The 25,720-nt window shown below is 64.7% G+C and carries 28 protein-coding genes and 1 riboswitch; of the genes, 15 read left to right on the forward strand and 13 right to left on the reverse strand.

The features are described 5' to 3' along the window. Positions 1-71 precede the first annotated feature (71 nt). Entirely contained in the window at positions 72-851 is a 780-nt protein-coding gene (locus CH286_RS07170; protein ID WP_032402176.1) for an enoyl-CoA hydratase/isomerase family protein, read from the forward strand. Here the strand turns inward: CH286_RS07170 and CH286_RS07175 are convergent. Next, positions 834-1,490, reverse strand: a complete 657-nt coding sequence (locus CH286_RS07175; protein ID WP_176458173.1) for a DUF998 domain-containing protein — start codon at positions 1,488-1,490, stop codon at positions 834-836. The genes CH286_RS07170 and CH286_RS07175 overlap by 18 nt on opposite strands. Before the next feature lie 69 nt (positions 1,491-1,559). On the opposite strand from CH286_RS07175, the gene CH286_RS07180 reads away from it, so the two are divergent. Both CH286_RS07180 and CH286_RS07185 read left to right on the forward strand, forming a co-directional pair. Next, positions 1,560-2,123, forward strand: coding sequence for a TetR/AcrR family transcriptional regulator (locus tag CH286_RS07180; protein ID WP_176458174.1), 564 nt, complete (start codon positions 1,560-1,562; stop codon positions 2,121-2,123). Further along, the gene (locus CH286_RS07185; RefSeq protein ID WP_094608797.1) at positions 2,120-3,505 is read left to right on the forward strand and encodes an ABC1 kinase family protein; all 1,386 of its coding nucleotides are present in this window, start codon (positions 2,120-2,122) and stop codon (positions 3,503-3,505) included. The genes CH286_RS07180 and CH286_RS07185 overlap by 4 nt, the downstream gene beginning before the upstream one ends. A 21-nt stretch (positions 3,506-3,526) precedes the next feature. Here the strand turns inward: CH286_RS07185 and CH286_RS07190 are convergent, their stop codons facing one another. After that, positions 3,527-4,504, reverse strand: a complete 978-nt coding sequence (locus tag CH286_RS07190; protein WP_032378580.1) for an NADPH:quinone oxidoreductase family protein — start codon at positions 4,502-4,504, stop codon at positions 3,527-3,529. 2 nt (positions 4,505-4,506) lie between these two features. Between CH286_RS07190 and CH286_RS07195 the strand changes: the two genes are divergently transcribed. Then, positions 4,507-5,364 (forward strand): dienelactone hydrolase family protein, encoded by an 858-nt coding sequence (locus tag CH286_RS07195; RefSeq protein ID WP_094608798.1) that lies wholly within the window; start codon positions 4,507-4,509, stop codon positions 5,362-5,364. Beyond that, positions 5,351-6,259: an amidohydrolase family protein gene (locus CH286_RS07200; protein ID WP_094608799.1), complete on the forward strand. Its 909-nt coding sequence runs from the start codon at positions 5,351-5,353 to the stop codon at positions 6,257-6,259. The genes CH286_RS07195 and CH286_RS07200 overlap by 14 nt, the downstream gene beginning before the upstream one ends. A 9-nt stretch (positions 6,260-6,268) precedes the next feature. On the opposite strand, the gene CH286_RS07205 is transcribed toward CH286_RS07200, so the two are convergent. Beyond that, positions 6,269-7,114 (reverse strand): patatin-like phospholipase family protein, encoded by an 846-nt coding sequence (locus tag CH286_RS07205; protein ID WP_094608800.1) that lies wholly within the window; start codon positions 7,112-7,114, stop codon positions 6,269-6,271. A gap of 29 nt (positions 7,115-7,143) precedes the next feature. Beyond that, positions 7,144-8,010, reverse strand: a complete 867-nt coding sequence (locus CH286_RS07210; protein WP_094608801.1) for an alpha/beta hydrolase — start codon at positions 8,008-8,010, stop codon at positions 7,144-7,146. Positions 8,011-8,176: 166 nt separating this feature from the next. On the opposite strand from CH286_RS07210, the gene CH286_RS07215 reads away from it, so the two are divergent. Next, positions 8,177-9,364 carry an alkane 1-monooxygenase gene (locus CH286_RS07215; RefSeq protein ID WP_094608802.1) on the forward strand — a complete coding sequence of 396 codons (1,188 nt, stop codon included), beginning with the start codon at positions 8,177-8,179 and terminating at the stop codon, positions 9,362-9,364. Between the two features lies 1 nt (position 9,365). On the opposite strand, the gene CH286_RS07220 is transcribed toward CH286_RS07215, so the two are convergent. Further along, entirely contained in the window at positions 9,366-10,568 is a 1,203-nt protein-coding gene (locus CH286_RS07220) for an ATP-binding protein (protein WP_032402181.1), read from the reverse strand. Positions 10,569-10,796: 228 nt separating this feature from the next. On the opposite strand from CH286_RS07220, the gene CH286_RS07225 reads away from it, so the two are divergent. Further along, a complete protein-coding gene (locus CH286_RS07225) occupies positions 10,797-11,264 on the forward strand; it encodes an alpha-isopropylmalate synthase regulatory domain-containing protein (RefSeq protein ID WP_094608803.1) in 468 nt (155 codons plus the stop codon). Between the two features lie 48 nt (positions 11,265-11,312). Here CH286_RS07225 and CH286_RS07230 read toward each other — a convergent pair whose 3' ends face one another. Continuing rightward, entirely contained in the window at positions 11,313-11,828 is a 516-nt protein-coding gene (locus tag CH286_RS07230; RefSeq protein ID WP_052064928.1) for an HD domain-containing protein, read from the reverse strand. A 115-nt stretch (positions 11,829-11,943) separates the two neighbouring features. Here CH286_RS07230 and CH286_RS07235 point away from each other — a divergent pair, with 115 nt between their 5' ends. From CH286_RS07235 to CH286_RS07245, 3 genes are read left to right on the forward strand one after another with little or no spacing between them, the layout of a single operon-like run. Then, positions 11,944-12,843, forward strand: coding sequence for a metal-dependent hydrolase (locus CH286_RS07235; protein ID WP_094608849.1), 900 nt, complete (start codon positions 11,944-11,946; stop codon positions 12,841-12,843). Further along, the gene (locus CH286_RS07240; protein WP_094608804.1) at positions 12,840-13,946 is read left to right on the forward strand and encodes a PDR/VanB family oxidoreductase; all 1,107 of its coding nucleotides are present in this window, start codon (positions 12,840-12,842) and stop codon (positions 13,944-13,946) included. The genes CH286_RS07235 and CH286_RS07240 overlap by 4 nt, the downstream gene beginning before the upstream one ends. 12 nt (positions 13,947-13,958) lie before the next feature. Next, positions 13,959-14,849 (forward strand): alpha/beta fold hydrolase, encoded by an 891-nt coding sequence (locus CH286_RS07245; protein ID WP_032402258.1) that lies wholly within the window; start codon positions 13,959-13,961, stop codon positions 14,847-14,849. A 12-nt stretch (positions 14,850-14,861) separates the two neighbouring features. Here CH286_RS07245 and CH286_RS07250 read toward each other — a convergent pair whose 3' ends face one another. After that, a complete protein-coding gene (locus tag CH286_RS07250) occupies positions 14,862-15,716 on the reverse strand; it encodes a quinone oxidoreductase family protein (RefSeq protein ID WP_255182593.1) in 855 nt (284 codons plus the stop codon). Positions 15,717-15,885: 169 nt separating this feature from the next. On the opposite strand from CH286_RS07250, the gene CH286_RS07255 reads away from it, so the two are divergent. Then, positions 15,886-16,473 (forward strand): TetR/AcrR family transcriptional regulator, encoded by a 588-nt coding sequence (locus CH286_RS07255; RefSeq protein ID WP_094608850.1) that lies wholly within the window; start codon positions 15,886-15,888, stop codon positions 16,471-16,473. Here CH286_RS07255 and CH286_RS07260 read toward each other — a convergent pair. Both CH286_RS07260 and CH286_RS07265 read right to left on the reverse strand, forming a co-directional pair. Continuing rightward, a complete protein-coding gene (locus CH286_RS07260; RefSeq protein WP_094608806.1) occupies positions 16,467-17,735 on the reverse strand; it encodes an LLM class flavin-dependent oxidoreductase in 1,269 nt (422 codons plus the stop codon). The two genes, CH286_RS07255 and CH286_RS07260, sit on opposite strands and share 7 nt — an antisense overlap. A gap of 1 nt (position 17,736) precedes the next feature. Next, positions 17,737-18,498, reverse strand: coding sequence for a 3-oxoacyl-ACP reductase (locus CH286_RS07265; protein ID WP_094608807.1), 762 nt, complete (start codon positions 18,496-18,498; stop codon positions 17,737-17,739). Between the two features lie 49 nt (positions 18,499-18,547). Next, positions 18,548-18,640: riboswitch (TPP riboswitch) on the reverse strand. A gap of 105 nt (positions 18,641-18,745) precedes the next feature. Here CH286_RS07265 and CH286_RS07270 point away from each other — a divergent pair. Then, positions 18,746-19,060, forward strand: coding sequence for a hypothetical protein (locus CH286_RS07270; RefSeq protein ID WP_094608808.1), 315 nt, complete (start codon positions 18,746-18,748; stop codon positions 19,058-19,060). Here CH286_RS07270 and CH286_RS07275 read toward each other — a convergent pair. The 3 genes from CH286_RS07275 to CH286_RS07285 are packed head-to-tail and all read right to left on the reverse strand — an operon-like array spanning position 19,050 to position 22,246. After that, the gene (locus CH286_RS07275; protein ID WP_094608809.1) at positions 19,050-20,345 is read right to left on the reverse strand and encodes an alpha-amylase family protein; all 1,296 of its coding nucleotides are present in this window, start codon (positions 20,343-20,345) and stop codon (positions 19,050-19,052) included. The genes CH286_RS07270 and CH286_RS07275 overlap by 11 nt on opposite strands. After that, entirely contained in the window at positions 20,345-21,523 is a 1,179-nt protein-coding gene (locus tag CH286_RS07280; RefSeq protein ID WP_094608810.1) for an alpha-hydroxy-acid oxidizing protein, read from the reverse strand. The genes CH286_RS07275 and CH286_RS07280 overlap by 1 nt, the downstream gene beginning before the upstream one ends. 9 nt (positions 21,524-21,532) lie before the next feature. Next, positions 21,533-22,246: a type 1 glutamine amidotransferase gene (locus tag CH286_RS07285; RefSeq protein ID WP_094608851.1), complete on the reverse strand. Its 714-nt coding sequence runs from the start codon at positions 22,244-22,246 to the stop codon at positions 21,533-21,535. A gap of 48 nt (positions 22,247-22,294) precedes the next feature. Between CH286_RS07285 and CH286_RS07290 the strand changes: the two genes are divergently transcribed. Together CH286_RS07290 and CH286_RS27800 are read left to right on the forward strand one after the other, a co-directional pair. Further along, on the forward strand, positions 22,295-24,268 hold the full coding sequence (locus CH286_RS07290) for a helicase-related protein (RefSeq protein WP_037151848.1): 1,974 nt from the start codon (positions 22,295-22,297) through the stop codon (positions 24,266-24,268). A gap of 93 nt (positions 24,269-24,361) precedes the next feature. Then, positions 24,362-24,517, forward strand: a complete 156-nt coding sequence (locus tag CH286_RS27800) for a DUF6131 family protein (protein WP_094608853.1) — start codon at positions 24,362-24,364, stop codon at positions 24,515-24,517. A gap of 261 nt (positions 24,518-24,778) precedes the next feature. Here CH286_RS27800 and CH286_RS27805 read toward each other — a convergent pair whose 3' ends face one another. Next, positions 24,779-24,940, reverse strand: a complete 162-nt coding sequence (locus CH286_RS27805) for a hypothetical protein (RefSeq protein ID WP_155289226.1) — start codon at positions 24,938-24,940, stop codon at positions 24,779-24,781. Between CH286_RS27805 and CH286_RS07300 the strand changes: the two genes are divergently transcribed. Beyond that, the gene (locus tag CH286_RS07300; protein WP_052058511.1) at positions 24,939-25,697 is read left to right on the forward strand and encodes a GTP pyrophosphokinase; all 759 of its coding nucleotides are present in this window, start codon (positions 24,939-24,941) and stop codon (positions 25,695-25,697) included. The genes CH286_RS27805 and CH286_RS07300 overlap by 2 nt on opposite strands. Positions 25,698-25,720 lie beyond the last annotated feature (23 nt).

Genomic DNA, 25,720 nt, shown 5'->3' on the forward strand with positions numbered 1-25,720 from the left:
GTGTGTTCTCAACCGTACATGCCATCCCGGCAGTCTCCCAATCGCCTGGTCAACGCTCTACGGTTCTCGGTATGCACACCGAGTCTTCGCCTGTCCTGTCGTATCCGTTCGATGCCGTCGCACAGATCACGCTGAGCAATCCACCGGTCAACGCGCTGACCCGTCCGGCGACGCGGCGGCTGCATGCCGTTCTGCGAGACCTGGCTCGGGACGCCACAATTCGAGCGGTGGTCGTCACCGGCGAGCGGGTGTTCAGCGCCGGTTCGGACATCTCCGAGATGCCGGAGATGCAGAACGACGGTGACGTGCTCGCACGCAAGAGCACCCTCGAGAACGCCACGCTCGATCTGCTGGCCGCACTGCCGCTTCCGACGGTCGCGGCGATCGACGGATTCGCGTTGGGCGGCGGACTCGAGATGGCGCTGTGCTGCGATCTTGTCGTCGCCGATGCAGGAGCTCGACTCGGACTGCCGGAGATCGACCTCGGCGTCATCCCCAGCAGCGGCGGATCGATGCGCGCGCTGCGCCGTGTGGGTCAGGCCCGCGCAGCCGAACTCGTCTTGCTCGGCGAGCCGATCACCGCCGAGACCGCGCTCGAGTGGGGTCTGATCAATCGGGTGGCGCCGCGCGGTGCATCGCTGTCTGTCGCCTTGGACCTGGCGCAGACGCTCGCTCGGAAATCCCGTTCTGCGGTGCACGCGAACAAGCGAGCACTCGAGCTCACCTTCGGGCCATCCCCGTACGAACCGGCACAACGGGCATTGCCGGTGTTCGAGGAAGCATTCGGGTCGACGGACGGGCGGGAAGGCGTGCGCGCCTTTCTCGCCAAGGAGTCACCGAGATTTCGATAGGCGTCGCTCCGCGAGAATCGTTGCGCCGGTGACGATCTCCCAGCCGATGATGGTGTAGACCGAGATCCGCTCGAACGTTCCGCCGCCGAGGATGCCCGTGTCGGCGAGAAAGAGCGCGAAACCGGCCAGGCCGACGACACCGGCCAGGGCGCTGCCCGCCGTGTACCACCGCGGCGCTCCGACGCGGCCGCCGTACCGGCCTGCAGCCAGGAGCACCAGGTTTCCGCCGATGATGGCCATACCCGCGCCCGCCGCGTGCGGTGCCGACGCTCCGTCGACCGAAGCATGCGCGAGCCCGACCACGATGCTGCCGACGCCGTGCACAACCGAGGTACCCAGCACGATCCACCGCGCTCGACCCTCGAACAACACCGACAATCCGAGGCCGGCAAGAACGAACAGCGTGCCGTCGACCACAAAACCGGCGTTCATCACCGAGTGCCACGGTGAGATGTCCGGAATCCCGAGGTCACTGATGTTGTTGCGCGCGTAGCTGTACGGCCGATCGGTCCAGCCCAGCGCCGCTACTGCTTCGGCGGCCAGATAGGTCACCCCGCCGACGAGAAAGGCTCCAGCGGCCAGATAGGTCACCCCGCCGACGAGAAAGGCTCCAGCGGCCAGGACCGTAGTTCTCTTCACAACTGCAGTATTCACTGCCTACTCGACCCCGATATACCCGGCGTGTACCGATTGGTACAGTACCGGCTCATGAGCGATCGCCACGACGTGGTGCCGATACTCGCAGGGGTGTTCCGCGACCACGGGTTCGACGGTTCGTCTCTCGCGGTCATCAGCAGGCAGACCGGCCTGGGCAAAGGCAGTCTCTACCACTACTTTCCGCGCGGCAAGCAGGAGATGGCCGAGGCCGTCCTCGACGACGTGGAGCAGTGGTTTCACCACAACGTGTTCGAGCCGCTGCGGCACGGCACCGATGCCGCGTCGACCACGCACGACATGTTCGAGCAGACCGCCCGATACTTCCGCTCCAATCGCTTGGTGTGCCTGTTCGGGGCGTTCACACTCGGACTGGAGCGCGCGGCCTTCTCGGGACGCGTCGCAACACATTTCGCGCACTGGATCGAGGCACTCACCCCGGTACTGAATCGCCTCGGACACGGCGAGTCGGCGGCCGAACTGGCCGAGGAGATCGTCGCCGGCATCCAAGGTGCGTTGGTGCTCTCGCGCGCATCGGACGACGAGACGAGATTCGATCGACTGTTGTCGAGGCTGGAAGCATCGGCCGCACGCCTGCCCGCAGGAGCGCACGCATGACGCGCGACGACACGACACCCGAGCCCGCTGTACCCGAAGCCTTGACGCCCGAGCCCGCACCCGAGCTGAGGACTTTCCGCATACGAGAACTGCTGCGGCTGATCGTCATCGGTTCGGTGTTGACGTACTTCCAGGTCGTCGCGATCGGACGCTGGGTTCGTGCGCCCCGACGCGGGTGGCCGTTACATGCGTCGGAGGCCGTCGTCGACGCCTTCTTCGCTCTCGGACCCACATTCGTCAAAGTCGGGCAGCTCATGGGCTCCTCACCGGGTCTGTTCCCGAAGGTCCTCGCCGATACGTGCCTGCGGTGCCTCGACGAGGTTCCACCGTTCCCCGGCTCGCAGGCACGCGCGGTGATCGAGGCCGATCTCGGCCGCGGAATCGACGATCTGTTCTCCTCGTTCGACGACGTGCCACTCTCGTCCGCGTCGGTTGCTCAGGTACACCTGTGCGTGCGCCGCGATAACGGGCGCGAAGTGGTCATGAAGGTGCAGCGGCGAGGGATCTACCACCGCATGAAGATCGATCTACGGATCGCGTACCTCATCGCCCGCGGGCTGGAGAAGTTCATTCCGTTCTTCGCCACCGCCAATGCGTCGGCCATCATCGTGGACCTGCATGCTGCCACCTTCGCGGAACTCGACAGCGCCGTGGAAGCGAAGCGGCAGGACAGCTTTCGCGCGGCCATCGGCGCGTTCGGCGACAACGAGCACGTCACCGCCCCCGAGGTGTTCCTCGACTACTGCGGCGGCCGCGTCATCTGTATGGAACGCATGCACGGTTCCCCACTCGACCGCTACGAGCCCGGGGAGCAGTCCGAGCTCATCGTCCGCCGAGCGGCCAAGGTCTGGATGGAAGCGCTTGTGCTGCACGGCCTTTTTCACGGCGACGTGCACGCGGGCAATGTGTGGGTGCTCGACGACGGCAGGGTGGCGTTCCTCGACTTCGGAGTCATGGGCGAGGTGGACGAACAGTGGCGCGCACTGCTACTGGACCTGTTCCATGCCACCGTGATCGACGGCGACTTCACCCGGCTCGCAGGCACCGTCAAACGCCTGGGAATCGTTGCACCACAGATGGGTTCGGACGCCGAGGTCGGGGCGATACTGCAGTCGGTCTTCGCCCCGATGCTCTCGACGACCCTCGCGCACTTCAGTCTGGCGGACTTCATCCGGGCCCTGGTGAACATGGGCAAGCAATACAAGACGTCGAGCCCCGAGGAGTTGATCCTGGTGGCCAAGCAACTCGGCTATTTCGAGAGATACGCCATCGAACTCGCACCCAACTGGGCTCTTGGCACGGACCCGTTCGTCTTCAAGAATGTCTTCCCCGCCGAGATAGCCGCCTTGGCCGAGGCGAGGGGCGTCGAACTGCCGGAGTGACCCGGCAGCCCGCACACCCGATCACAGACTGAAGTCGAGCACCACTTTACCTGCGGCAGTGCGGTTTTCCAGTGACGCGATGGCCGCAGCGGCATCGGCAGCCGGGAACACAGAGGGCTCGGGAGCGACGAGCGAACCGTCGGCGAGCAGCGGTTCGATCTCGGCCCACTGGGTGGCAAGGTAGCCCGGCCGCGTCATCCACCACGCGCCCCAACCGACGCCGACGACATCGACGTTGTTGAGCAGTAGCCGATTCACCTTCACCGTCGGAATCTCACCACCGGTGAAGCCCAGCACCAGAATTCGACCCGACGGTGCGAGCGATCGGATGCTGTCGGTGAACCGATCGCCGCCCACCGGATCCACGACCACATCGACGCCGCGTCCGCCGGTCAGTTCCTTGACCGCGTCCTTCCACCCGTCGACGAGAACGACGTCGGTGGCTCCGGCGGAGCGGGCGATGTCGGCCTTGGCCTCCGAGCTCACGACGGCGATCACCCGGGACGCACCGAGCACCGGAGCCATCCGCAGCGCCGAGGTTCCGATACCGCCGGCGGCACCGTGCACCAGCACCGTCTCGCCCGCCGCCAGCCGGCCGCGTTCGCGCAGTGCGAAGTGCACCGTCAAGTCGTTGAACAACAGCCCAGCCCCTGCGGTGAGCGATACCGACTCCGGGAGTGCGAACACCGTATCGGGTGAGACCACGGCGACCTCGGCCATACCGTCACTCAAGCCCGTCAGCGCTGCGACGCGATCGCCTGCCGAAAAGCCGGACTCCGCCGGAGCCGACCGGACGACACCGGCGATCTCGCTTCCGGGAACGAACGGCAATTCCGGCTTGTACTGGTACAGCCCACGGGTGAGCAGCGCATCGGGAAAGGCGACGCCCGCGGCATGGACCTCGATGACCACCGACCCGTCGCGCGGGGCAGGTTCGTCGATGTCCACCACGCTCACCGAGTCGGGTCCGTCGAGGCTGGAGATCTGTACCGCGCGCATGAATGGTCCTCTCGGTCGGGATCGTTCCCTCCACGCCACCGTACAAAACAGCCGAACTCACCGCGGCTACCGGCATGCGGTACTGGCTGGCCGAATGGGTCATTCCGCAGGCTCCACTCCTGCACTACTGGGTCGTTCCGCAGGCTCCTCTCCTGCTGTGCTCCAATCGAAGGGTGAACACCACTCCCCTCACCGTCGTCCAGCCCGACGGAACCGCCCGCGGCGGCGTCATCGTCATCCAAGAAGCATTCGGCGTCACCGACCACATCGTCGACGTCTGCAATCGGGTAGCGGCCGCAGGGTGGGTCGCGGTCGCTCCGCATCTGTTCCACCGGCAGGACGGCGTCACCGTGCTCGACTACTCGGACATGGACTCGGCCATGGCGGCCATCGGGAAATTGAAGGCGGACGAGGTCGATTCCGACGTGGACGCGGCGGCGAGTGCGCTCGCCGAACTGGGATTCGAGCCCTCGTCCATCGCGATCGTCGGCTTCTGCATGGGCGGCACTGTCGCGTTCCATACCGCTGTCCGACGGCAACTCGGTGCGGCATCGACGTTCTACGGGGGTGGAATCACGAAGGGCCGCTTCGGTTATCCCGCGATGGACTCGGTGGGCGACGCACTCCAGACACCCTGGCACGGATTCTTCGGAGACCTGGACGAGGGCATTCCGTTCCAGGACGTCGAGACGCTGCGCGAGATCACCGCAACGGCCCCCGTCGACACCGAGATCACCCGTTACGCCCACGGCAAGCACGGGTTCCACTGCGACGACCGCCCCGCCGTGTTCGACGCCGACGCCGCGGCCGATGCCTGGGGCAAAACTCTCGAGTGGTTCGACGCCCATGTCGCACGCTGAACAACCGCGCTCCGACGCCGAACTTCTCGAAGAGACGGAACGCATCGTCGCCTTCTGGACCGAGTTGTCGTTGCCCGGCCTGTTCGACGTCCACACACACTTCATGCCGAAGAACGTGATGGACAAGGTGTGGAGTTACTTCGACAGTGCCGGGCCGCTGACCGGCAGTGTGTGGCCCATTTCGTATCGCTTTGCCGAAGACCGACGACTACAGGTCATTCGCGGGTTCGGGGTGCGCAAGTTCACCTCGATGATCTACCCGCACAAGCCGTCGATGGCGGCGTGGCTCAACTCGTGGGGTGCCGACTTCGCGGCGCGTACTCCCGACTGCCTGCAGACCGCTACCTTCTACCCCGAGGACGGTGCCGCCGAGTACGTCGAGCAGGCACTGACGAACGGTGCCCGAATCTTCAAGTCGCACATTCAGGTCGGCAACTACTCACCGAACGATCCCTTGCTCGACGGCGTCTGGGGCGCGCTCTCGGACGCGCAGGTACCCGTGGTGATCCACTGTGGCTCCGGTCCGGCACCCGGCACCCACACCGGACCGGAGCCGATTGCCGAGCTGCTGCAACGATTCCCGAAGCTGCCGTTGATCATCGCGCACATGGGCATGCCCGAGTATGTCGAGTTCCTCGATCTGGCCGATCGCTTCGAGAACGTTCGACTGGACACCACGATGTCGTTCACCGACTTCTCGGAGGCGGGCGCACCGTTTCCGAGACACGAGCTGCCACGGCTAGTCGATCTACAGAATCGCATTCTGTTCGGCAGCGACTACCCGAACATCCCTTACCCGTATCTGCACGCCCTGCAGGCGGTGCGCCGACTCGACCTGGGAGACGACTGGGTTCGCGCAGTGTGCTGGGAAAACGGGGCCGCACTGTTCGGCTAGAAAGGTTCTCTAGACCCAGAACTCGGCGATACGCTCGGCGATGGCATTGCCCTGCGCTCGTCCGGCCACGGCTGCAGCGGATCGGACGGCGACGTCGGTGGCGTCGGGGCCGATTGCCGCCGACGAATCGGCGTCGGGTGCAACCACTTCCACCTTCGAGCCACCCTTCACCAACCGCTCTCGTTCGATGTCGAAGGGATCGTGCTCCAGGTCGAGTGCGCCCACCCTGAACACCAGCACCTTCTCGAAACCGACTGCCAGATCCGCGTTTTCGCTCGCGCGGATACCTCCGTCGACGTAACGATGATCGCCGATCGTCACGGGCGGCCACATTCCCGGGATGGCGCAGCTCGCGGCCACCGCATCGACCAGCTGAACGCCCGAGCCACGATCGAGTACCCGATGCCGGCCGGTCAGCGCGTCGACGGTGACGATCCGCAGGTCGCGGATCGGCCATGAGTGCGACGGCAGCCGTCGCTCGATGATTGCCCTGCGCTCACGCTCGGTGATCGTCGAGGCCGCCAGCGCCTCGCTGCCGATGCGTCGGCGAGTGTCGATGGCACTGCCGTCCGAATTCTGGGCCGCCCGAGCCAGCATGGAGACCAGCTCGTCGATGGTTGCCTCGGCGTGCGGCTCGTCGTCCTGTTTCGATTCGTCTGCCTGACGCTCGAACAACTCGTTCAACGTGGCACCGCTCGAGATCTGCGCTGCCACCGAGGAGCCTGCCGATGTTCCCAGCAGCATCTCCGCATCGGTGACGTCGGCTCCGGATTCCGCCAATCCCAGTAGGACACCCGTCTGCCACGCAATACCTGCGACTCCGCCGCCGCCCAATACGAGTGCTCGCCTGGTCATGGCCTTACTCCCTTCATCGAAAAGATCCGTCAGGAACTTACAGCGCTGGTCTGTACTCGCGGACGCAGCCAGGCGATGAGGTCGTCGAGGACGCGCTCCTTCTCCGGTTCGTTGAACACTTCGTGGAACAGCCCGTCGTACTTCTTCAGGGTCAGGTCGTCGGATCCGGCCAGCTCGGCGATGAGTTCGCTGCCGGAGACATCGGCCAATCCGTCCGCGGTTCCGTGCTGAAGCAACACCGGGATCGTCAGCGACGGCAGGCGCGCCGGGAAACTGTCACCGGCACCGAGCATCGCTGCGGCCAGGCCCGCCGAGACACTGCCGTGGTAGCCCAACGGATCGGCAACGTAGGCGTCGACGACGTTCTTGTCCCGCGAGACCAGGTTGGGGTCGAGCTTCAGTACGGGAGCGGCCGGTACCAGGCGCCCGAGGATCTTGCCCACCGCCACCAGGGCTTTCGGTTGCCCGACGCTGGGAACCACTGCTGGGCCGGACAGCATCAGCCCATCGAGGTCGGCCTGATGGTCGAGGGCGTAGGACAGTGCGATCGCGCCGCCCATGCTGTGGCCGAGTAGGAAAGTGCGCTTGTTCGGGTACTCGTCGGCTGCGATTCCGAACAGCGTGTGCAGGTCGTCGGTGAAGTCGGACCACTTCGCCAATGCCACCCGCTTGCCGCCGGAGCGCCCGTGCCCGCGGTGATCGGGCGCGTAGACGACAAGGCCGAGAGAGCCGAGCCGTTCGATGACGTGCCGGTACCGGCCCGCGTGCTCGGCCAGGCCGTGGGCCAGCACGACAACCCCGGTCGGTATGTTCTCGGCCGCAGTCTCGGGGGTCCAGACGTCGTAGACGATTCGGGTTCCGTGGACTCCGGTGAACGACGAATCGACATGCTTCATGCGGTCACCGTACAAGGGTGGCGGGTCGTGCGACGGCCCATCGGCGAACCCGCAAAGATTCGTTCGAGTAACTATCCTGGCCGAGCGGGCGATGTCATTGTGAGACGCCACTACCTCCGAACCTCGGCCCGAGGTTCGGCCACAAACCAGGAGTTACGAATCCAGAATGCGTGATCAGTCCGCCACCAGCACGTCGCCTCGGTGGCGCGACCCCAAGCGCTACCTGTGGCCGCTGGGATTGACGATTCCGTTGAGTCCGTTCCTGGCCTGGGGTCTGGTGACCCTCCTCGGTCCCGGCGCTTTCTGGACCCTCGGCCTGATGATCATGGGCATCGCGTTGCCCCTGGTGGACAAGTTCGCCGGTGTCGACCGCAGCAATCCACCCGACGAGGCCATCGCTGCGCTGGAGAAGGACCCCTACTACCGATGGTGCGTCTACCTGTTCCTGCCGCTGCAGTACGCGGGACTCGTTGCCGCCTGCTACCTGTGGGCGCACGGACCGCTGGGGGTTCCCGAGCGAATCGGCCTGGCCATCACCGTCGGCATCGTCGGCGGAGTCGGCATCAACGCCGCCCACGAACTGGGCCACAAGCGTGCCCGCCTCGAACGATGGCTCTCGAAGGTGACGTTGGCACAGACGCTGTACGGCCACTTCTACGTCGAACACAATCACGGCCACCACCTCCGCGTTGCCACCCCGGAGGATCCGGCATCGGCGAAGTTCGGCGAGTCGTTCTGGAAGTTTCTGCCGCGCACCGTCGTGCACGGCCTGCGCTCGGCCTGGGAGCTTGAATCCCGACGCCTCGCCCGGCAAGGCCTGTCGCGGTGGTCGTACCGAAACAATCTGTTCAACGCCGCGGCCATGAGCGTTGCACTGTTCGGCGTCCTGATCGCCGTCTTCGGCACCGTGATCGTGCCGTATCTGGTGCTGCAGGCCGCGATCGCCATCGTTCTGTACGAGGCGGCCAACTACCTCGAGCACTACGGGCTGTTGCGGCGGAAGCGGCCCAGTGGGCGATACGGCAAACCGACTCATCGGGACAGCTGGAACAGCGATCACCTGTGGAGCAACCTGTTCCTCTACCACCTGCAGCGACACAGCGATCATCACGCCAATCCGGTTCGCCGCTACCAGGCCCTGCGCACCGTCGACGAGTCCCCGCAGCTACCGGCCGGATACGCCGTGATGATCTTCTGCTCGCTGATTCCGCCGCTGTGGCGCCGGGTGATGGACCAGCGACTGATCGATTTCTACGACGGTGACGCGGACCTCGTCAACGTCGATCGCTCCGACCCGAGGGCAGTGCGGAAGCTCGAGCAACTGTGCGTCGAGCGAGCCGAGGCGCACCGATAGTTCACACCGCCGCGGGTTCGTCGGTCTGCGCGCGCAGATAGCGACCGAAGTGCGGCACCGTGAATGCGATGGTGCCGCGCTCGGCCGAGTAGATCAGGCCCTTCTTGATCAGGCCGTCGCGGGCCGGGGACAGTGACGCCGGCTTGCGCTTCAGTTCGGTCGCCACGGCCGAGGTCGGCACCGAGCCGTCGTCCACCGACAGTTCGGCCATCGCGCGCATGTATTCACGCTCGGCAGGCGTGGCGCGCTCGTAGCGAGAACCGAAGAATCCGACGGCCAGTTCCTCTTCGGCCGTCGGGGCGGCGACGCGTACGTCCTCGACGGTGATCGGGGTGTCGGCCGCAAGATCCCAGGTCGCCTTGCCGTAGGCCTGGACGAAATACGGGTAGCCATCAGCGGCCGCATACAGCGCGTCGAGGGCGTCGGGGGTGAATTCCACGTCCTCTCGATCGGCCGGTGCGATCAGCGCCAGGTCGGCCGCGGCTCGTTCGAGCCGACCGATCCGGTGGTAGCTGAACAGGCGCTCGGAGTAACTCTTGGATGCCGACAGCACCGCAGGCAGGTGCGGCAAACCGGCTCCGACGATGATCAGCGGGGCGGTGTCCTGACTGAGTTCGTGGCAGGCCGCACACAGCGCGGAGATGTCTGCGGGCCCGAGGTCCTGCATCTCGTCGATGAAGATGGAGATGCCCACGCCCACGTCGCCGGCCAGCGCGGAGGCGTCGAGCAGCAGTTCGACGAGGTCGATCTCGATGTCGCCGGAGTCGGCGCGGCCGGTCTTGGCCGGGACGTCGATGCCTGGTTGCCATCGCTCCCGCATGCCCTTATCGGCGGTGGAGCGCAGAGCGAAGGCCTTGAGCACCCCGAGGAATTCGTCGACGCGTTCGGGATCGCGATGCGAGGCCGCGATACCGCGGACCGCCATGTGCAGGGCCGAGGACAGCGGTCGACGCAGTTCCTGGTCGGGGCGGGCCTCGATCTTCCCGGTTCCCCATCCGCGGGCGATGGCTGCGGACCGGAGCTGATTGAGCAGCACCGTTTTCCCGACGCCCCGCAGACCGGTGAGTACGACACTGCGCTCCGGTCTGCCGCGGGTGATGCGTTCGAGCACCACATCGAAGGCGTCGAGCTGCTTCTTTCGGCCTGCGAGCTCGGGTGGGCGCTGGCCGGCGCCGGGAGCGTAAGGGTTACGCACGGGGTCCATGGGGCCAAAGTTACAACGAGTCGTGCGATATATGCGGACATCTAGCTCGTGTCCTAGAGATCTGTATTCACTCGATACTTGCGCGCGGCTGCGACGAAGGACTACTTTCTGGGGTGTGAAGCGCATTCTCGTAGTACGCCGCCGTAGCGGGGTCTGATTCGGACCGACCCCTCGCTGCGGGTCGTCGTGCTCTCTCGGTCCTCCCTTCACATTCGGAAGACCATCCTCATGAATGCACTTGCTTCTTCTTTCGCCACAGATCCCTTCCATGCCCGTTTCGGCTGTGCCCTACCGCGCACGATGCGCGACCAGATCACCTGGCAACACATGTCGTGGGCGAATTTCACCGAACGCTTCTCACCCACCACCGGGCCGCTCCGACTGGGGTCATGGACTGCCGGCAGGGCACCTGGTGGCAGGACCGAATTCGACGCCACCTTCGGCATCGGCGACACCATCATCAACTGTGCCGCAATGACATACGGGCCGATCGAGGCACTGTCGTCGATGTTGCACGATGCCGGATTCCGCATCGAGATTCTCTCGTTCCACCAGCAGAGCATCGGTTCGGAGACGGCCACATTCGTGCTGGCCGAGCGTGACGGTCGACGCGAATGGTCGATGGGCATGGATGCCGACGCGATCCTGTCGTCCATCAGGGCAGTCATCGCCGGCGCCAACCTTTTGGATCGGTAGCGCTTTCTTCGCCTGTCTAGCACTCGTGCAAGACAGGCGAAGATCTCGCTAGGGCATCTCGATCGTCTCGGCTCGGTGGACTTCGGCCAACGCCCGGCGCAGGTAGGTCTCGGCCCTGGCGCGGCGCACCGCAAGTAGGTCCGCAACCACCAACAACGCGTGCGCCGGACGGGGCCTGGAGCGGGATTGCTCTTCCGTGTCTGCGACACCCAGGGCTCCGGTGAGCACCTCGACGAACCCGGCGATATCCAGATTCGGCAGCCAGTGTGCGCCTCGTACGGTGCGGCCGAGCACCTCCTGGACGTTCTCGCCGGTCAATCCGTCGCTATATACCTCTTCCAGCAACGTGCGTACCATTTCGGCATGCACGTGACCGGCTTGCGCCGAGTCCGAGCGGCCCAACAGCTCGACGGCGTCGTCGAACGCGATCGGATCCCCCGCCGCAACAGCGGCCAGGGCATCGTTCGTGGCATCGGCGATCCGTCGAACCTCGGCCGGCCACTCGGCAGGCCACGTGATGGGGACGGTGCTCGGGGGAACTGCCGCTGGGGAGGGGTCGGTCATTGCAGAAGTCTCTCATTCGCGACCGACATGGTTCCTTTTACATGTAACCGGTGTTTATACTAAGTTTGCGCTCTGTGGCATCGGCCACACACGCGGAGTGGAGGAGGTGGACGCGATGAGCCAACGGAAGACTGTTGCATCGGATCCCGGCGAAGTGATGCTGCAAGCCAGGAACGTCAAGTTCGACTGGAGCGATCTGCCGATGCACTGGGTGCCGGGCGATCCGTACACCACGCACGTTCTCAACGTGCTGCACCTGTTGCTGCCCGCCGGCGAGCACTGGTTCGTGGACACCTTCAAAGAAGCTCTGCCGTACATCGACGACGAGAAGCTGCGCGACGACGTCATCGGTTTCATCGGGCAGGAGGCCGTTCACGCCGAGGCGCACACCGGCGTGCTCGTGCACCTGCAAACCAAGGGCCTCGACCCCACACCGTTCACCGACCAGATGGAGTGGGCCTTCGGCAAGGTCCTCGGATCCGACTCGGTGACCAGTCTGCGATCGAAGAACAACCTGGTCGAACGACTGGCTCTGATCGCCGCCATCGAACACGTGACGGCATTTCTCGGCGACTGGGTGCTCAACGCCGACGGTCTCGACCGCGCGGGCATCCACCCCACCATGCTCGACCTTCTGCGCTGGCACGGTGCCGAAGAGGTCGAGCATCGCTCGGTCGCCTACGACACGCTCCGCTACTTCGACAAGCGCGAAGTTCGTCGGCTGCGCACGTTCGTGGTCGTCGTGCCGTTGATGGCGTACATCTGGATGCGCGGGATCATCTTCTTGATGAAGAACGATCCGGAGCTGCAGTCGGCACCGAAATCCGTACGCAAACCGCGCTCGGCGCTGTGGAGAAAGTCGGTCCGCCGCGGCACCCTGCCCGCGCTGACGCACGTCGGCCGCAGCATGTCGCGCTACCTCAAGAAGTCCTACCACCCCAGCCAGGAAGGCTCCACTGCCCAGGCCGTCCGGTACCTGGCGTCCTCCCCGGCCGCGCAGGCTGCGGCGAGGTGAAGCTCACCTCACGCCGCGTCCCACGGCTGCTCCCCAAGGATGCACCGCCGGATCTGCGCGGACGCGGACGCCCGGATCGTTCGATGCAGCTGCTAGGCACATTCCTCAACGGGTACATGCAGGCGGCTGCCGGCGCGGAGTACAACGATGCCGTCGCCGGACACAATCCCGATTCCGCATTGCGATTGGTCGTCACAGAACGCGAGATCGTCGCCGAGGACAACGATGTCGCTGCCCTCACCCTCGCGTCGCCGACGGGCGAACAGCTCCCGATCTGGCATCCGGGCTGCCACCTCGATCTGCACCTACCGTCGGGTCGCCGTCGGCAATACTCTTTGTGCGGCAACCCATCCGACCGTAGTTCCTATCGCATCGCGGTGCGCCGAATCCCCACCGGCGCAGGCGGGTCCATCGAGATGCACGGACTGCAACCCGGCACCGAGGTCACTGTTCGCGGTCCCCGCAACGGTTTTCCCTTCGTCGGCGACGGCAGTGCACTCTTCATCGCCGGCGGGATCGGAATCACTCCCATCATCGCGATGGTCCGTGCCGCACGGATTCTCGGCATGGACTGGCAGTTCGTCTACTGCGGTCGCTCCCGCGACACGATGCCCTTTCTCGACGAGATCGAGAGCTGGGAATCGGACCGCGTGTTCGTCCGGACCGACGATGTACACGGATACCCCGGTGACGGCGAACTGCTCGAGCGCGCCCCAGCCGGCGGTGCCGTCTACTGTTGCGGCCCCACCCCCATGCTCGACGCCGTCCGCCGCGACTTCCGTCAGTCCCCGGCCACCGCACTGCATTTCGAGCGCTTCGGCCCGCCGCCGATTCTCGACGGCCGACCCTTCGAGGTGCAGCTGATCAGCACCGGAGCCGTGCTCGACGTAGCCGCCGACGCCTCCGTATTGACCGCGGTCAAGGAACAGAAGCCCAATATCGCGTACTCGTGCCAGCAGGGCTTCTGCGGTACCTGCAAGGTGCGTGTGCTCTCCGGTGAGCCCGAGCACCTCGAAACGCGATTGACCCCCGAAGAGCAGCGCGATCACATGCTCATCTGCGTCTCCCGCGCACGCAGCGGGCGTCTCGTACTCGATCTATAGAACGGAAAATTGTTGAGCAGCAATGCGGTTCGTACGACGGTCGTCAACGAAGGAATTCGGTTGGCGGTGTTCGAGAGCGGAAACCCGAACGGCGATCCGATCGTCCTCGTGCACGGCTGGCCCGATACTCACGAACTGTGGAGTCACATCGTGCCCCAGCTCGAGGATCGCTTCCGGGTGATCAGCTACGACTCCCGCGGTGCCGGCGAGAGCACGGTGCCCACCGAGCAGTCGGCGTACAAATTGGCGCGGCTGGCATCGGACTTCTATGCCGTCGCCGATGCGGTCAGCCCCGATGCTCCCGTTCACGTGCTCGCTCACGACTGGGGTGCCGTGGAGGTATGGGAGGCCGCAGCTCAACCGCAGGCGAAGGACCGAATTCGTTCCTACACATCGATTTCGGGACCCAATCTCGACCATCTCGGTAAGTGGTCGCAGTCGCGGCTCCGCAAACCCACTCTCACCGGCATCAAGCAGGTCCTCGCCCAGACGCGAGCGTCCTGGTACACCGTCACCTTCCACATCCCCGGCCTGTCGACGCTGCGGATCAAGCGACAGTTCGCCAAGGGTTGGCCGGCGTTCCTCCAGGAGTTCTCGGGAGTCGACCCGAAGCTCGTCACCCAGAACTCCACTCTGTGGTCGGATGCCACCAACGGCACCAACCTGTATCGGGCCAACATCATTCCGCTGCTGACCAATCCGCGGGATCGATACATCGACATCCCCGTTCACCTCATCGTCAACACCGAGGACGTCGCGGTGCGTCCGTACCACTACGACGACACCGGCAAGTGGGTGAAGAACCTCACGCGCAACGACATTCCGGCGGGGCATTGGTCGCCGATCTCCCATGCCGACGACATCGCGAGGTTGACAAAGGAATTCATCGACTCACTGGGCTGATGGGCTGATGGGTCAGGGGACCAGTACCAGCTTGTGACGGGTGCGTGGGGCTCGCTCCCATGCACTCGCGACCTCAGCCAGTGGCACATTCTCGTATTCCACTGCGATCCGCCCGCTGACGGCCCAGTCGGTGAGGGTGCGATACGCCTGCGAGGTTCCGTCGGGTCCGTAGTGCATCGGCATGAATCCGACGATGCTCGCCCCGAGTGATCGCAGGAGCTGCGCAGGAACGGTGACCTCGGCACCGGCTCGGTCGCCGATCTGTACCAGACGAACGAGCCGGTTGCCGGCACGTAGTGCGGCCAGAGCGACTGCGCCCCAGGTGTAATCGACGATCACATCCGCGCCGGAGGATGCCTGCCCAATGGCCGTGCTCAGCTCGTCGACGCTCCTCTCACCGATGGCAACCGTCGCCGTGGCCCCGAGATCACGGGTGGATTCGAGTGCGGCCTCATCGCGCCCCACGACCGTGATCGATCCTGCGCCGAGTAACCGCGCAGCCTGAACCGCGAGGCGGCCGACCACCCCGGTACCTCCGAGGATCACCACGTTCTCCCCTGGCGTCATGCGACCCCCATGGGTCAGTGGCATCAGCGCCGCAAGGCCGGCATTGCCCAGCGTCGCGGCGGTCGAGAAGTCCAAACCGTCCGGTAGTTCGACAAGCGACGACGTCCGTACCAACGCCTGCTGAGCCATCGAACCGTAGGGCGAGACCGGCAGGGAGAAATAGACGCGGCGACCGTCCTGCGTCGTACCCGCGCCTTCGATGCCGCTCACAGTCGGCAGCGACCGAGGGCTCAGGTAGTGCGTGCCCGCGGCGATGACGATGTCGACGGCATTGAGCGTCGCAGCCGCCACCTCGATCACCTCAGAACCCTCCACAGGTGCTGGTTTGTCGTGGTCTGTGTATGTCGGTACCCCGAATTCGGTCAGAACTACTGCCTTCATATCCGGCCTTTCGACGAATGCTCGTTCAGTGAATCTCGATTCAGTGTGTAGCGTGACTGCTGAGGTGTCAACAGGAAAGGGAACAGCGGTGGCAACCACTGGTCGCGCACAACAGGCCGAGCAGACTCGAATCGAACTCGAGAATGCCGCACGCGCCGTCTTCGCCCGGTCCGGGTACCTCAACACCAAGATCGTCGACATCACCCGCGAAGCAGGCCGGGCCGCAGGGTCGTTCTACAACCACTACTCCGGCAAGGACGAGCTGCTGTTGGCCCTCGCCGAGCAGATCGGTGAGGACGCCGACGTCATCGTCGCGGCGCAGGATCCTTCCGCTCGCGATCACCCCACCATGCGTCCGCATCTGGAGGTCTTCTGGCAGTTGCTCACACGGCACCGGGTCGTGATCGATGCGCTTCGAGACGCCGCACTGGTGAGTCCCGAGTTCGCCGAACGGGTACAGAGATTCACGCAGGTCCAGTTCGAGCCCTGGGTCGACCGCCTCGGCACCTTCGAGAAGGCAGGAGTCGAGCTACCGGCGTCCCCCGCCACCACTGCGGTGCTGATCGGCGGTGCGGCGGAGAATTTCGCCCGGCTGTGGCAGGGCTCGCCCGAGGACGGTCTCGACGCTCTGGTGACGTTCGTCGATCGGGGAGTCTTCGGGCCGGCCGCTCAGTGAGCGAGGTGCCCGCGAAGCGTCGACGAGGTGTAGTCCGCACGAAAGAGACTGCGCTGCTGCAGGATAGGGACCACCTGATCGACGAAGTCGGTGAGCGAGTCCGGGTAGCGCGGGCACATCAGGTTGAATCCGTCGGCACCGCGACCGATCCACGATTCCATCTCGTCGGCGATGGACTCCGGCGTGCCGATCATGGTGGCGTGCCCGCCCCCGGCCGCCAGGGTGCCGAGCAGTTCCCGCACGGTGGGAGCGTCCTTCTCGATGATCCGCAGAATCGTCTCGTAGCGACCCTGCGGTCCGGCGAACTCGGCGGCCGGCGGTAGCGGCGGCACCGGTTCATCGAGTTCCCAAGCAGCACAGTCCTGTCCGGTGAAGGTCGACAACATGGACAGCGACTGCTCGGTGGGGAGCAGCCGATCCAGTTCGGCCTTCTTGCGTCGAGCCTCGTCCATCGTCGATCCGATGTACGTCACCAAACCCGGCATGATGCCCACGGCTGTACTGTCGCGGCCGGCTCGATCGATTCTCGACTTCACGTCGTCGTAATAGCTTTGCGCTGCAACGAGATCGTACGCGACGGCATAGATCGCCTCGGCGTACTTCGCAGCGAGATCACGACCCGGCCCCGACGCCCCGGCCTGGAACAGCACCGGCCGACCCTGCGGTGAACGCGGCACCGTCAACGGACCGTCGACGCGAAAGTGTCTGCCGTCGTGATCGATGGCATGCACCTTGGCCGGGTCCGCATACGCTCCGGCGCGATCGAGCGTCAACGCATCGGCATCCCACGAATCCCACAGCGCCAGTGCAGTATCGACGAACTCTTCGGCGCGAGCATAGCGCTCCTCACGAGCCGGGATGACATCCATCCCGTGATTGCGTGCCTCGGCGTCGAACATGGAGGTGACGACGTTCCAGCCCGCCCGGCCGCCGCTGATGTGATCCAACGACGCCAGCATGCGCGCGGCATGGAACGGGGTGTAGAACGTCGAGGACACGGTAGTGACGAGCCCGATACGAGTGGTCGCTCTGGCCATGGCCGACAGAGCGGTGATCGGCTCGAGAAACCAGGTCCCTGCCCCGGCCGGGTCTCGAACCGAATGTCCGTCGGCGAAGAACACCGCGTCGAACTTTCCCCGTTCGGCGAGCTGCGCAAGTTCCTCGTAGTACGAGATGTTGCCCAGGTCCTCCACTCGCGAATCGGGATGACGCCACGCCGCGCTGTGGTGACCGCAGCCGTAGAGAAAAGCGTTGAGGTGCATGTCAGTCCTTGACCAGGCCGCCGTCGACGACGAGATTCTGACCGGTCACCGACCGCGCCCAGGGCGAGGCGAAGAACAACAGGGCGTCGGCGAACTCCTCCGGGGTGGTGACCCGTTGCAGCGGGGTCGAGGCCGCGATGAAATCGAACACCTCGGCCGGGGTGGCGGCACTGGCGTCGGTGGTGCGCAGCAATCCACCCGAGACCATGTTGACGGTGATGTTGTCTGCGCCGAGGTCCGCGGACAGAGTGCGGGTCAGCGAGAGCAGTGCGGCCTTGGACGCGGTGTAGTCGTGGTACGGCACCACCGGATTCTGGAACAAGTTGGTGCCCACGTTGACGATTCGGCCGAAGCCCACCTCACGCATACCCGGCAGCGCCGCCTGGGTGGTGAGCAACGCTGCACGGACACTGCCGCGCAGCTGAGCGTCGAAGCGGTCCCACGTGATGGTGTCGGCTTTGGGCCTCGCATCACCGTCGAACGAGAAGTCGGCCAGTGCGTTGTTGACGACGGTGGTGATCGGGGTGCCGAAATGCTCACGCGCCGAGTCGAACACCGTGGCCACCGCACGCTCGTCGGTCACGTCGCCCTGAACCGCGAAAGCACTTCCGCCCAGGCGATCGGCAAGCGCTTCGGCGGCTTCTTTGCTTGTGCGGTAGTCGATCACCACGCGTGAGCCCTCACCGGCGAAAGCAGCGGCAATCGCTGCTCCCAGTCCGCGGCCGCCGCCGGTGATCAACACTGTCTGCTCGTCGAATTTCATGCGCCTCGCCTCTCGTTCGAGGTCGGGACCGTCACGAGGGACAGGAAATACCGAAACGTCACGACATTCCCTTCGCTGGTCCTAACCAGATCAGGTTCGACGGGTGTGTTCTCAGCCCCTGGGGGCACCCCGTGTCGCGCTCGACTGTACCCACCGGTCTCGGTAGGGCAATGCATTGCCGTCTATACAACTCTCTAGCGCAAGTGATAGATAGCCGAATACAGCGATGACAAGTTACTGTGCCGCCATGGCCGAACGCGACTACCTGGAGTATCGCCTCGACGAGAACGTGATTTTTGTACTCGACCACCGCACGGTCGAAGCGTTCGACGCCGCCGTGAGGACCGCAGCCGGTGGGCGCTGTCGATGGCACGTGGATCAGCTCGGCGTGGACGCGAAGCCGACGCGAGACGGCACCAAGATCGTCCTCGGTCTGCGTGCATCCGACGGCAGCATCGGCTACTCGGGCGACCGAATGAAGTTCACCGTGACCGACGAACAGCTGCCGCATCTGCTGGCGTTCTTCGACCGCGCGAAGGCAGCCAGGACCCTCAGCCGATGACGGCCCAGCCGTGCGGCGGAACGCTCACCCGGCCGTCGTTCAGGTGCGCCTCACCGGCCAGTACTTCGCTACCCTGAGCCCGGTATTCGATGGCATCGTCGCCGAGGTTGAGCGCCACCGTCATCGAATTGTCTTCCCCGGACACGCGGTAGAGCAGCGCCGTGTTGGTGAGTTCGAGCGTCTCGGTGCGCGCGGAGTACAACCATGGATTACGACGCCGTACTCCGATCAACTCCTGATGCACGCGATAGACCGGCCAACCGTACGGGGCCAGATCGTCCGGGGATTGTGGATACTCGGGACGCACGTCGTCGTCACCGCCGACGCGATCTTCCTTGATACCGCGGAACGCCTGTTCGTCGCCGTAGTAGATCATCGGCATCCCACCCACGGTGAACAGAACCACCAACGCGTGCAGCAGATGTCGCTCGTCCTCCACTACGCTGGCAATGCGATTGACGTCGTGATTTCCGACGAACGTGGCGGGCACGAACGCGTCGAGCCACCCGTTGTGACGTTCCAGAGCATGCGAGAGCTCGAAGAAGTTCTTCTCGCTCAGGCCACTCCAGATCGCCTTCCACAGTTCGTACTGGGTAACCGAGTCCAGCGTGGAGGCCGAGACGATCCGGTCGTAATCACCGTGGATTACCTCGCCGAGAAAGTATGCATCCGAATGCTTCTCGCGAACCTTCGGCAGCACCGCGGCCCAGAAGCGTGGCGACACAGCGTAGGCAGCGTCGAGCCGCCAGGCGTCGACGCCGCGCTCGAGCCAGTGCGAGAGCACGTCCACGACGTACTCCTGCACGTGCGGGCTCTCGTGGTTGAGCGCGACCAGTTCGTCGTGGCCCTCGAAGTTTCGGTGCGTCGGCGTATCCCCGGACCAGTCGAGGTGGAACCACTGCGCGGCCTCGGAATCAGGCCCCTCGGCCAGGGCCTGCCGAAACTTCGGAAAGCTCTGCGCCACATGGTTGAAGACACCGTCGAACATGACCTTCAGGCCCCGACCGTGTGCAGCAGCGATCAAGGAGTCGATGTCCTCGTCGGTGCCGAGCCTGCCGTCGACGTGGAAATAGTCGACCGTGTCGTAGCCGTGCTTCTCGGATTCGAAGATCGGACCGAGGGCAATTCCCGACGCGCCGAGCTCGAGTGCGTAGTCGAGCCACTTCTCGATTCTGTTCAGCCGGTGCAGATCCGACTGCGATTCACCGTCCCAGCCGTGCACCGGCGCACCGGTGAAGCCGAGCGGGTACAGGTGCCACCAGATTGCGTGCTTCGTCCACTCCATCAGGACTCCAAGATCGAGTCGAGGCCCAGTTCGCCGGCACCGGTGTGACCCGACAAACTCGTTACCAGGTCGAATTCGGCTAGCAGACAACGCAATACGTGTGCAACACCTTCTTGCCCACCGAGCGCGAGACCGTACAGGAACGGCCGGCCGAGCAAGACCGCATCCGCTCCGAGCGCCAGCGCTTTGGCCATATCGGCACCGGTGCGTACACCGGAGTCGAACAGGATCGTCAGATCGTCGCCCACAGCCTCGACGATGGACGGCAACGCGTCGAGTGACGGCCTGGCACCGTCGATCTGACGTCCACCGTGGTTGGAGACCACGATGCCGTCGACTCCGTGCGCTGCTGCTTCACGGGCGTCGCCGACGGTGCAGATTCCCTTGAGCACGATCGGACCGCTCCAATGCTCGCGCAGGAACGCCAGATTCTTCCACGACAGCCCGGGGTTGGGGAACATCTGCGCCCAATGCATCGCGGCGGCAACAGGATTCTCCTCGACGGGCTGCGCCAGTCCGGCCTGGAACGCCGGATCGGTCAGGTAGTTCTCGATGCCGAGGTTGGCGAGGAAGGGAAGGTACCCGCGGTCGAGATCGGCAGGCCGCCAGCCCAGCAACGTGGTGTCGAGAGTCAGCACCAAGGTGGTGAACCCGGTGGCCTTCGCGCGCTGCAGGAAACTCAGCAGTACAGATTCGTCCGTCGGCCAGTACAACTGATACCAGCGCGGAGCGTCTCCGCCTGCCTCGGCGATCTGCTCGAACGAATGCGATGCCTGTGTCGAATGGATGTACGGCACACCGAGTTCCGCAGCCGCTCGAACCGTCGCGAGCTCACCGTCGGGATGGGCGAGAGTCTGGATGCCGACCGGCGCAATCAGCAGCGGAGCCGGCATATCGGTGCCGAGCACGGTGCATGCGTGATCACGCGAGGCCGAACTGCGGAGCATGCGCGGCGTGATGGCCCATTTGTCGAACGCCGCCCGGTTCGCCCGCGCCGTCGATCCGCTGCCCGCGCTGGCGACGATGTAGCCCAACGCCTCGGGCGAAAGCTTCTCGGCAGCTTGGTCCTCCAGCCGTGCCAGGTTGGTGGTGATCGGCGGTGTCTGCTGGGCGAACATCCCGGCGGCGTAGATGCCGAGTTGGTGATCGCTGAAGTTGCTGGGCCTGGCCTCGGTCATCGTTCGACCCTACCGGGGCACCGCCGAGGATCGGGCGAGAAAGGCGTCCAGCAGAGCCGAGCACCGCGCCCGAGCTGCCAGTTCCGCGTCGGCGATCTCTCTCCTGATCTCGTGCACGTCGACCCCGTGTTCGACGCCGTCGCGGTCCCACGCGGCCGCCCACGCGTCGTAGGTGTCGAGGTCGATCTCGGGGTGGAACTGCAACCCGAGGTGCGGGCCGCAGACGAAGGCCTGTTGCGCGGCATCGTTCCGGGCGATCACCGTGGCCTGCGCGGGAGCGGTGAACGTATCGCCGTGGAACTCCATCCACGGTCCGGGGGCGATGAGCTCGGGCTCGGACGTCTCTACGTCGACGAATCCGTACTCGGGATGCTCGGACTTGCGGACGGTGCCGCCGAGTACCCGCGCGAGCAGCTGCCCGCCGAAGCACACACCCAGAACCGGGACCTGCGCATCGATCGCGTCCTGTACGTACGCAATTTCCGGCGCGAGCCACGTCAGCGTGTCGTCGTACGCGGCATCGGGTGAGCCCATGACCACCACCAACTGCGCGTCGGACAGCAGCGGTGGTGCGACATCGGGGCTGTGGTCGAAGGAGTGCACGTCCAACTGGAAACCCCTGGTGCGCAATTCGGCAGCGAGAGTGCCGATGTCGCGTCGCGCAAGGATCGGATCCTGATCGTGGACGAGTACTACGGCGCGCGGGTGGTTCGGGTATGTCACAGGGCTCCTTTACGGTGTTCGTGCACACCGTACGACAGACTGGATCCGATGCCACCTCGTAGACGCACAGCCCGATCCACCACTGCCCGCACCGTCAAGGCCGGGCAGAGCAGTGCCGCGCGAAAGTTCGCGGCAGCGAAGAACGGCGAGCCCGCCGCTGCACAGAAGAAAGCTGCCCCGAAGAAGGCCGCTGCTCCGAAAAAAGCAGCACCGCGCAAGAGAGCAGCCCCGCGCAAGACCTCACCCCGCAAGTCGGCCGCACCCGATCTGCGGGTTCCCGATCCCGGCGAGCGCGTCTGGGTACTGGACGTACCGTTCGAGGATCGATCGGCAGCGGGTGCGGCCGGCGCGCGGTGGTATCCCGGGCCTCGGGTGTTCGCGTACTACGGCACCGAGTTGCCCGAGTATCTGCAGCCCTACGAGTCGACGCCGTACAGCCTGCAGCGGTGGCTCGAGGACGATGCCAACGATGTGTGGCGCGACGAGATGGTTCGGCAGCGGGCGATGCAGCCCCGAGAAACTCAACTCGAATCCGTTCGACGCCATCTCGCCGCGCTCGACGCGGGATTCCCGTACTTCGCGCAGATGGATTCGACGGGTCTGGGCAAAACGTTGGCGGTGTGCGAGGCCGTTCGGCAGATGTCGGCGGCAGAGATCGGGACCGTACTGGTGGTTGCGCCCAAGGGCGCGTTACCGGGATGGCGTCGCACCATCGCCGACAGCGAGGCCGACATCGAGCCGTCCGATCGCAAGCGCTGGCTGCTGATCACCTATCAGTCGACGAAGAAGCTGCTGTCGGTTCCGCCCGAGACCGATCTGGGCAAACGTAAACGGACACAGAACAAACGGACCATCTCGCTCGGTGAGCTGCGATTCGACATCGATGTGGTGATCGCGGACGAATCGCACGCGCTGATGAACATCGAATCCCAGCAGTCGCAGATCCTCTGGCGGTACCAGGAGGCGGCCCGCTCGGTGGTGTGGATGTCTGCGACGCCCGGCTATCAGCCGCTGCACTTCGCGTACATGGCTCGCGCGGTCGAGCGCAGCCGCGGGGTCGAGATCCTGGGTGACGACGAATATCTCGGTTATGCGGTGACGATGAAGTGGGCGGAGTTCCTCATCGAGTCCGGGTTCTCCGTCAAGGCAGGCAAGGCCACGACCGGTTTGACCACGTGGCGGTGGGAGCCGGAGGACGCGTCGAAACGGGCCCGCGACATTGCGTCGGTGCACGGTTGGTTGTCGGGAGGTGCCGTGCCGTGGTCTATTTCGCGGCCGTCGCCGCCGACTCCGCGGGAACCACTCGGTCAGGAACTCACCGCAGCGCAGAAGCGGCTGTACAACGCCGCGTGGGTGGACTACCGCAAGGAGGTGGGCCTGCCGAACTGGAAAGCCGTCGGTGGAAAGCGAGTGCTGCAGAAGAACCCCAGTACTCGGGCCGCGACGCTGCGATTTCGCCAGAAGTGTTCGTATCTGCGCATTCCCGCGTCGGCTGACCAGGTGCGGACGTGGGTCAAGGCCGGCAACCAGGTGTTCGTCTCGATGTTCTACCGAGAGTCGGTCGCGGCACTGGCGCAGACTCTGCGGGACGAGGGACTCGACGTTGCAGTGGTCGACGGCAGCATGAGCAGCCCCGAGCAGGAGGCGTCGATCAGACGCTTCCAGACCGGGGCCGCGTCGGTCATCGTCTCGACCACCACCAGCGCAATCAACCTGCACACCAACGAGTTACTGCTCCCCGAAGGGGAGGTGTCCACTCTCGCCCCGCGCGTGACGCTGATCCACGATCCTCGGTGGACACCCATCGACATCAGACAGATCGAGGGCCGCGCCAACCGCATCGACAAGGACCACAACCACACGACGTCGACCTGTTACTACGGTTACGCCGAGGGCACCGTGGAAGAGGAAATGGTGCTCACCGGTATCGAACGTATCGCTGACCTGGGATCGATCGTCGGGCAGTCGGATCTGATCGACCCGGAGGCATTTCTCGCAGCGAAAGTGGATGCCGGAAAATAGCGACAATTGTGACCATTCCTCTATCTCGGTGGCGTAGCTTCGGTCCTATCGGCATCCGCCGGTACCGGGCTCACCCCAACTTCAGGAGTGGTCATGATCGTTCTCGGAATTATCCTCGCCCTCATCGGCTATTTCGCCGGCATTTCAATTTTGACGACTGTCGGCATCATCTTGGTGGTCGTCGGCGCAGTTCTGACGGTGCTCGGTTCGATGGGGCGCGCAGTCGGTGGCCGCAAAACATGGTTCTGACTGCGTGTTAGAACATACGTTCGATTTCTGCTAGTGTGAATGCGCCCCCGGAGTTGGCGACGCAGCCAGCCGAGCCACTTCGGGCGGTCCATATCGAGCGGTAGACATTGTCGAAGGCGGTTGCGCGCGATGGCATCCGGCGAGCGCGATACCGACCCGGTTGCCGGATCGCTCTACCGCGTCGGCGATCGGTGGGCCGAACGAGCACCTACCCACTGCACCAACGGCCACCCACTCGTCGCCGGCTCGGTGCTGGTGGGCTCACGTGCGTGCTCGTGCGAGAGAGGGCATCACCGCACGCATCAATGTCAGAGCTGTGGTCTCGTGCGTTTCACCCCGGAACTCGGTCCGACGTGCAGTGATGCCAGCTTCGATTCCCGCGCCGCGCGCGCTCGGCCCGCCGTCGTGGACAATCGTGGTCATGAGCGAGGTCATGAAGAACGGTGAGACTGCGGTCGACCTGGGTCGACTGAGACAAGATTTCACGCGATTCATGATGAGCTACAAGTTCGGGATCGACGAGCTGATCACGAAGATCAACATCTTGAAGCAGGAATTCACCCACATCCACCGATACAGCCCCATCGAGCACGTCTCGTCGAGGCTCAAGACACCCGAGAGCATCTTCGACAAGGCTCAGCGGAAAAAGTGCGCGCTGACGCTCGACGCCATTCGCGAGAACATCCTCGACGTTGCCGGTGTCCGCATCACCTGCAGCTTCATTTCCGACACGTACCGCATCGCGGACATGCTCAGCAGTCAGACCGACATTCGAGTCGTCGAGGTCAAGGACTACATCGCGAACCCGAAAGCCAACGGCTACAAGAGTTTGCACCTCATCGTCGAAATCCCGGTCTTCATGTCCGACCGCGTCCAACCGGTACTGGTCGAGCTGCAGATCCGCACGATTGCCATGGACTTCTGGGCGAGCCTCGAGCACAAGATCTTCTACAAGTACCGCGGAGAGATTCCGCCCACTCTGCAGGCCGAACTGGCCGAGGCCGCCGAGAGCGCGAACAAGCTCGACGAGAAGATGGAAAGACTGCACGACGAGGTGACGGAGCTGAACGGCGATGCCGACAACTCCATCACCCTCGGTTCGTTGCCTCCGATGGCCGTGCCGCCGGAGTTGTTGCACATGCTGCTCACCGCGCAGGCCGACGCAATCGACCCGGACTGAGCGCACGCCTTCGAAGAAGACAA

The sequence above is a fragment of the Rhodococcus sp. WWJCD1 genome (genome assembly GCF_002258735.1).
Taxonomy (GTDB): Bacteria; Actinomycetota; Actinomycetes; order Mycobacteriales; family Mycobacteriaceae; genus Rhodococcoides.

Coding starts and splice junctions, on each gene's coding strand:
- CH286_RS07180 (WP_176458174.1), top strand. CDS start 1,560: ATGAGCGATCGCCACGACGTGGTGCCGATACTCGCAGGGGTGTTCCGC.
- CH286_RS07215 (WP_094608802.1), top strand. CDS start 8,177: ATGCGTGATCAGTCCGCCACCAGCACGTCGCCTCGGTGGCGCGACCCC.
- CH286_RS07170 (WP_032402176.1), top strand. CDS start 72: ATGCACACCGAGTCTTCGCCTGTCCTGTCGTATCCGTTCGATGCCGTC.
- CH286_RS07290 (WP_037151848.1), top strand. CDS start 22,295: ATGCCACCTCGTAGACGCACAGCCCGATCCACCACTGCCCGCACCGTC.
- CH286_RS07195 (WP_094608798.1), top strand. CDS start 4,507: ATGGTCCTCTCGGTCGGGATCGTTCCCTCCACGCCACCGTACAAAACA.
- CH286_RS07300 (WP_052058511.1), top strand. CDS start 24,939: ATGAGCGAGGTCATGAAGAACGGTGAGACTGCGGTCGACCTGGGTCGA.
- CH286_RS27800 (WP_094608853.1), top strand. CDS start 24,362: ATGATCGTTCTCGGAATTATCCTCGCCCTCATCGGCTATTTCGCCGGC.
- CH286_RS07270 (WP_094608808.1), top strand. CDS start 18,746: ATGGCCGAACGCGACTACCTGGAGTATCGCCTCGACGAGAACGTGATT.
- CH286_RS27805 (WP_155289226.1), bottom strand. CDS start 24,940: ATGACCACGATTGTCCACGACGGCGGGCCGAGCGCGCGCGGCGCGGGA.
- CH286_RS07185 (WP_094608797.1), top strand. CDS start 2,120: ATGACGCGCGACGACACGACACCCGAGCCCGCTGTACCCGAAGCCTTG.
- CH286_RS07275 (WP_094608809.1), bottom strand. CDS start 20,345: ATGGAGTGGACGAAGCACGCAATCTGGTGGCACCTGTACCCGCTCGGC.
- CH286_RS07205 (WP_094608800.1), bottom strand. CDS start 7,114: ATGACCAGGCGAGCACTCGTATTGGGCGGCGGCGGAGTCGCAGGTATT.
- CH286_RS07210 (WP_094608801.1), bottom strand. CDS start 8,010: ATGAAGCATGTCGATTCGTCGTTCACCGGAGTCCACGGAACCCGAATC.
- CH286_RS07200 (WP_094608799.1), top strand. CDS start 5,351: ATGTCGCACGCTGAACAACCGCGCTCCGACGCCGAACTTCTCGAAGAG.
- CH286_RS07280 (WP_094608810.1), bottom strand. CDS start 21,523: ATGACCGAGGCCAGGCCCAGCAACTTCAGCGATCACCAACTCGGCATC.
- CH286_RS07225 (WP_094608803.1), top strand. CDS start 10,797: ATGAATGCACTTGCTTCTTCTTTCGCCACAGATCCCTTCCATGCCCGT.
- CH286_RS07190 (WP_032378580.1), bottom strand. CDS start 4,504: ATGCGCGCGGTACAGATCTCCAGCCTCGACGGACCCGACTCGGTGAGC.
- CH286_RS07265 (WP_094608807.1), bottom strand. CDS start 18,498: ATGAAATTCGACGAGCAGACAGTGTTGATCACCGGCGGCGGCCGCGGA.
- CH286_RS07230 (WP_052064928.1), bottom strand. CDS start 11,828: ATGACCGACCCCTCCCCAGCGGCAGTTCCCCCGAGCACCGTCCCCATC.
- CH286_RS07220 (WP_032402181.1), bottom strand. CDS start 10,568: ATGGACCCCGTGCGTAACCCTTACGCTCCCGGCGCCGGCCAGCGCCCA.
- CH286_RS07260 (WP_094608806.1), bottom strand. CDS start 17,735: ATGCACCTCAACGCTTTTCTCTACGGCTGCGGTCACCACAGCGCGGCG.
- CH286_RS07235 (WP_094608849.1), top strand. CDS start 11,944: ATGAGCCAACGGAAGACTGTTGCATCGGATCCCGGCGAAGTGATGCTG.